General features: G+C 63.8%; 4 protein-coding genes. All 4 read left to right on the top strand.

Annotated features, from left to right (window positions below):
* Window positions 1-1194 (top strand): pitrilysin family protein (locus EOA32_RS32165; protein ID WP_145971422.1); only part of this gene is annotated, 1194 nt, incomplete at its 5' end.
* 203 nt (window positions 1195-1397) lie between these two features.
* Entirely contained in the window at window positions 1398-2723 is a 1326-nt protein-coding gene (locus EOA32_RS32170; RefSeq protein ID WP_245499456.1) for a pitrilysin family protein, read from the top strand.
* Window positions 2720-3571, top strand: a complete 852-nt coding sequence (locus EOA32_RS32175) for a patatin-like phospholipase family protein (protein ID WP_128373878.1) — start codon at window positions 2720-2722, stop codon at window positions 3569-3571. The genes EOA32_RS32170 and EOA32_RS32175 overlap by 4 nt, the downstream gene beginning before the upstream one ends.
* 609 nt (window positions 3572-4180) lie before the next feature.
* Window positions 4181-5799: VCBS domain-containing protein (locus EOA32_RS32180; protein ID WP_245499457.1), on the top strand; the 1619-nt coding region annotated here is incomplete at its 3' end.

Below are 5799 nucleotides of genomic sequence, written 5' to 3' on the forward strand. Positions count from 1 at the left end.
CATATGGTATGGTACAAGATCGGCAGCGCCGACGAGCCGCCCGGCAAATCCGGCATCGCGCATTTCTTTGAGCATCTGATGTTCAAGGCTACGAGCAACCACGCAGCCGGCGAGTTCGACCGCGCCGTGGCCGACATCGGCGGCTCGAACAACGCCTTCACCTCCTACGACTACACCGTCTTCCATGAGACGGTGCCGCCTTCGGCGCTCGAGGAGATGATGGGGTTCGAGGCCGACCGCATGCGCAACCTCGTCCTCACCGACGATGTCATCAAGACCGAGCGCGACGTTATCCTGGAAGAGCGCCGCTCGCGCATCGACAACGATCCGCAGGCAGTGCTGGACGAGGAGGTCGACGCGACGCTCTGGCAGAACCAGCCCTACCGCATTCCGGTGATCGGCTGGATGCAGGAGATGGAGCAATTGAACCGCGAGGATGCCAAGGCGTTCTACGACACCTACTACCGGCCGAACAACGCCGTGGTGATCGTCGCCGGCGACGTCGATCCGGACGCGGTGAAGGCAATGGCCGAAAGGACTTACGGAAAGGTGGCGCGCGGGCCGGACCTGCGGCCGCGCATCCGCCCGGTCGAGCCGGAGCAGAACACCAAGCGCACCGTGACGCTGACCGATGCGCGCGTCTCGGTGCCGAGCTTTTCCACGCAATGGGTAGTCCCGTCCTATCACACCGCCAAGCCCGGCGAGGCGGAGGCGCTCGATCTCCTGGCCGAAATCCTGGGCGGCGACAACCGCAGCCGCCTCTACCAGCAGCTGGTGGTGAAGCAGGGCATCGCCTCCGGGACCGGCGCGTTCTTTCAGGGCACCATGCTCGACGCCACCAACTTCACCGTCTATGGCTCGCCGCGCGGCGACGCCAAGCTTTCCGATGTCGAAGCGGCGGTCGATGCCGAGGTCGCGCGCATTGCCAAGGACGGCGTGACCGGTGACGAGCTGGAGCGGGCCAAGACCCGCTATGTCCGTTCGATGGTCTTTGCTCGCGACAAGCAGGACGACATGGCCAATATGTACGGCTCGACGCTCGCCACCGGCGGCAACGTGAAGGATGTCGAGGAATGGCCCGACCGCATCCGGAAGGTCACTGCCGCAGAGGTCAAGGCCGCGGCCGCCCGCTACCTGGTGCTCGACCGCTCGACGACCGGCTATCTCCTGCCGCAACAACAGGCGGGGAATTGATGATGAGCATGGGACGCGGACGAATGGGCGCTTCTTCCCTTCTCCCCTTGTGGGGTCCGAAGGACGGGGCGAGACCCGTGGCTCGCCCCCTGGACGCGAAGCGGCCGGATGAGGGGCGCCCCAGCTGGGCGATATGCTCCTCCGTCTCGGCGCTGTGCGCCGATCCACCTTCTCCCACAAGGGGAGAAGGGGGGGTCTACCGTATCGTCGCAACCCTCTGCTTTGCCCTATTCTTCCTGCTCTTGCCGGCGCTGGCCGCCCACGCGGAGATGAACATCCAGGAGGTGAAGTCGAAGAAAGGCATCACCGCCTGGCTGGTCGAAGACCATTCGATCCCGCTGGTTGCCATCCGCTTCGTCTTCGACGGCGGCACCGCGCAGGACCCCGCCGGCAAGGAAGGTCTGGTCAATCTGATGAGCGGCCTTTTCGACGAGGGCGCCGGCGACCTCGACAGCGAGGCCTTCCAGTCGAAGCTGGACGATGCCGGGGCCGAGATCAGTTTTCAGGCGGCACGCGACGGCCTTTATGGCTCGATGCGCATGCTGTCCGACCAGAAGGACGAGGCGTTCGGCCTGCTGAAGCTGGCGGTGAACAGCCCGCGCTTCGACCAGGCGCCGATCGACCGCATCCGCGCCCAGATGCTCTCGGGCATTCTCGCCAACGAGCGCGACCCCAACACGATCGCCCAGCAGCGCTGGCTGCGCGCGATCTATGGCAAGCATCCCTATGCGCGGCCGGATGAGGGGACGAAGGAGAGCCTTGCCACCATAACGGCCGCCGACCTCAAGGCCTTTCGCAAAGCGAGTTTCGCGCGCGCCGGCCTGCATGTGGCGGTGGTGGGCGACATCGACGCCGCCACGCTCTCCGGCAAGCTGGACGAGGTGTTCGGCGACCTGCCGCAGACGCAGACGCTGGCCCAGGTGGCGGACGTGTCGCTGAAGCTCGGCCAGCAGCTGGAAGTGAACTACGATCTGCCGCAGACCTCGCTGCAGCTTGCCTGGCCTGGCGTCAAACGGAGCGATCCCGATTTTTACGCCGCGGTGCTGATGAACGAGATCCTCGGCGGCTCGACTTTCACGTCGCGGCTTTACGAGGAGGTGCGCGAGAAGCGCGGCCTTGCCTATAGCGTCAGCTCCGATCTCGTCGATCACGAGCATTCCAACGCGCTGCTGGTCACGACGGCGACGCGTTCCGACCGCGCCGCCGAGACGCTCGCCATTGTGCGTCAGGTGGTGAAGGAGATGGCCGAGAACGGCCCGACCGAGGAGGAGCTCGCGGCGAACAAGAAATACATGATCGGCGCCTACGCCATCAATAATCTCGACTCCTCCAGTTCCATTGCCGCGACGCTGGTCGAGCTGCAGCTCGACGATCTCGGCATCGACTACATCAAGCGCCGCGCCGCGCTGATCAATGCGGTGACGCTTGCAGACGTCAAGGCGGCGGCAAGGAAGCTTCTGTCGGCCGACCCGGCGATAATGGTGATCGGACCGCCGCTGGTGCAGGTGGCGGGAGCCCGCAAGGGATGAGCCCGACCTTCGCGGTTGCCTTCGGCGGCGGCGGCGCGCGCGGGCTGGCGCATATTCACGCCATCGAGGCGTTGGACGAGCTAGGGATCAAACCGGTGGCGATCGCCGGCTCCTCGATCGGCGCCATCATGGGCGCCGGCATGGCCGCCGGAATGCGAGGGGCGGAGATCCATGAATACAGCCGCTTGATCCTCGGCAGCCGCGCCGAGGTGGCCGCGCGCATGTGGCGCTCGCGGCCGGGCACGATCGCCGAGGCCATGCAGGGCGGCATCCGCGTCGGCCAGTTCAATATCGAGCGCATCCTGAAGGCCTTCCTGCCTGACGCCATTCCGGCGACCTTCGAAGAGCTGAAGATTCCGCTCAAGGTGACGGCGACCGACTATTTCGGCCACAAGCTCGCGGTGTTCTCGCAGGGCGATTTGCAATCGGCGCTGGCCGCCTCGGCAGCCATTCCGGCGGTGTTCCGCCCGGTGACGCGCGACGACCGCTTGCTGATCGACGGCGGCATCTACAACCCGGTGCCCTTCGACCTCGTCGAGAAGGATGCCGACATCATCATCGCCATCGACGTGGTCGGGGCGCCGAGCGACGTCGAACGCAAGCATCCGACCACGGTCGACCTGATGTATGGCGCCACGCAGCTGATGATGCAGTCGATCATCGCCAACAAGCTGCGGCAGCATCCGCCGGATATTCTTATCCGCCCGGCCGTCTCGAAATACCGCGTCCTCGATTTCCTGAAGATCGAGGCGCTGATGGCCGACACTGTCGAGATCAAGGACGAGCTGAAGCGCGCCGTCGAGAAGGCGGTCGCCGAGCGCGGCGGCAAGCTCGGCAAGGCGGTGTGAGCGGTGGGACAGGCCTGATCCGCTACGTGGAAGACGAATTTCTATTTGCCCGTGCGATGCAGTTTTATCCACCCTGTGCGTACAAGTACGCATTTTGTCATTAACTCTTCTTCGAATTCGACATTGACGCGCGCTGCGGTAGAGTTAATAATATCCTAATATATAGGGTAGCGCGAATTACCTCCCGACCGGCAACAACGAGTACGGCGCTACTGGGGTAGGGGAAAAGCAACGCGGCGATCATCGCCGTCGTAGCCATCACCATCGAGCCTCCACCTGTCTGTGAACCGCTTTTGGGCTGGCCGTTCACGGGCCGGACCGTCGGGTTGCGCCTGGTTGCATGGCACTCTGATCCTTTCCTCTCCCCGTCAGACTGGGCGCCGATGCATTCGGCATGGGGTAGTCAGCCGTCTCCGACGGCCAACGAGCAGGCGCGGAGCGTGTCTGCCAGGGGGATGAAAGATGGCCACAACCGTTGGCACGAGCAGCAACGACAATCTGGTTGGCGGCAGCGGAGATGACATTCTGTCCGGCGGCGCCGGAAGCGACCGGCTGAATGGCGGATCTGGTGCGGACACGCTGGATGGAGGCTCGGGCTTCGATACAGTCTTGGGCGGCTCCGGCGCGGATACGCTCATCTATCGAGCTTGGGAAAATCAGTACAAGATTGGCGGCCAGGTTTACGGCACGGGCACAACGACCGGGCAAACGACCTTTTCCGGCTACGACGTCTATGACGGCGGCAACGGAAGCGCTGCCAAAGGCACCGCCGAGATCGATGCGCTTTTCATCTATTTAAGCAACGACCAGCTCAACAACACCTCGTTTATGGCGACGCTTAACAACGAGATTGCTCAGTTTCGCGCTTTTATCAGCGCAAATACGAACGCCAATACCGGCCAGGCGGGTCAGGCAGAATTCACCTTCACCAGCATCAATTTGAAAGTCTCCGCGATCGAGCAGGTTTTCGTCGCCCGTGACCCAGGCTCACCTGTCGGAGTTAACGACACCAACGCCGCGGATCCGGTGCGCGAGGCCGGTGTTGGCCCGGGAAATGCACCTGTAGCGGGCGATCCTACAGCCGCGGGCAACGTGCTTTCCAACGATACGGATTCGGACGACGGCCAGGCGTCTCTCGTCGTGTCGGCGGTCCGAACGGGCGCAGAATCCGGATCTGGAAATGCGGGCACCGTCGGATCTCCGTTGGTGGGCACCTATGGCTCGCTGGTTCTGAACGCGAATGGAACCTACACCTACACGCTCAACGACGGTGATGTGGACACCAACGCGCTGGCGAACGGCGCCACGGTCACCGATGTGTTTACCTACACGGTTCGTGACCCTCACGGGCTGACGGATACCGCGCAATTGACCATCACCATCACCGGCACCAACGATGCGCCGGTTGCGGTCGCTGATACGAATGCCGGGGATGCCGTCAGCGAGTCCGGCGTCAATCCGGGGAATACTCCTTTCGCCGGCGATCCGGCCGCTATCGGCAACGTGCTAGCCAACGACACCGATGTTGACACCGGCGACAGCAAGGCCGTGTCGGCTGTCAACGGCCTAGCCAGCAATGTCGGCACGGCGGTGGTTGGAACCTACGGCTCGGTCACAATCGGAGCCAATGGCAGCTACACCTATACACTCAACAATGTCGATACCGAGACCAATGCGCTGGCGCAGGGCGCCACCGCAACTGATGTCTTCACCTACACCGTCAAGGATGCCAACGGGGCAACATCCTCGACCAACCTGACCATCACCATCACCGGCACCAACGACGCGCCGGTTGCGGTCGCCGACGCCAATGGCGTGAAGGAGGACACCGCGCCCAATCCGGTCAGCGGCAACGTGCTGGCCAACGACACCGACGTCGATGTCGGCGACACCCACAGCGTCAGCGCCGTCAACGGCTCGGCCGCCAATGTCGGCGCCGACCTGGTCGGCAGCTATGGCACGCTGCATCTCAACAGCGACGGCAGCTACACCTACACGCTCAACAACGGCCTGGCCTCGGTGCAGCAGCTGGCCGAAGGCGCCACGGTCACCGACGTCTTCAGCTACACCAACGCCGACAATCACGGCGGCACCTCGGACGCCAACCTGACCATCACCATCACCGGCACCAACGACGCGCCGGTTGCGGTCGCCGACGCCAATGGCGTGAAGGAGGACACCGCGCCCAATCCGGTCAGCGGCAACGTGCTGGCCAACGACACCGACGT

The sequence above is a fragment of the Mesorhizobium sp. M1A.F.Ca.ET.072.01.1.1 genome (genome assembly GCF_004023325.1).
Taxonomy (GTDB): Bacteria; Pseudomonadota; Alphaproteobacteria; order Rhizobiales; family Rhizobiaceae; genus Mesorhizobium.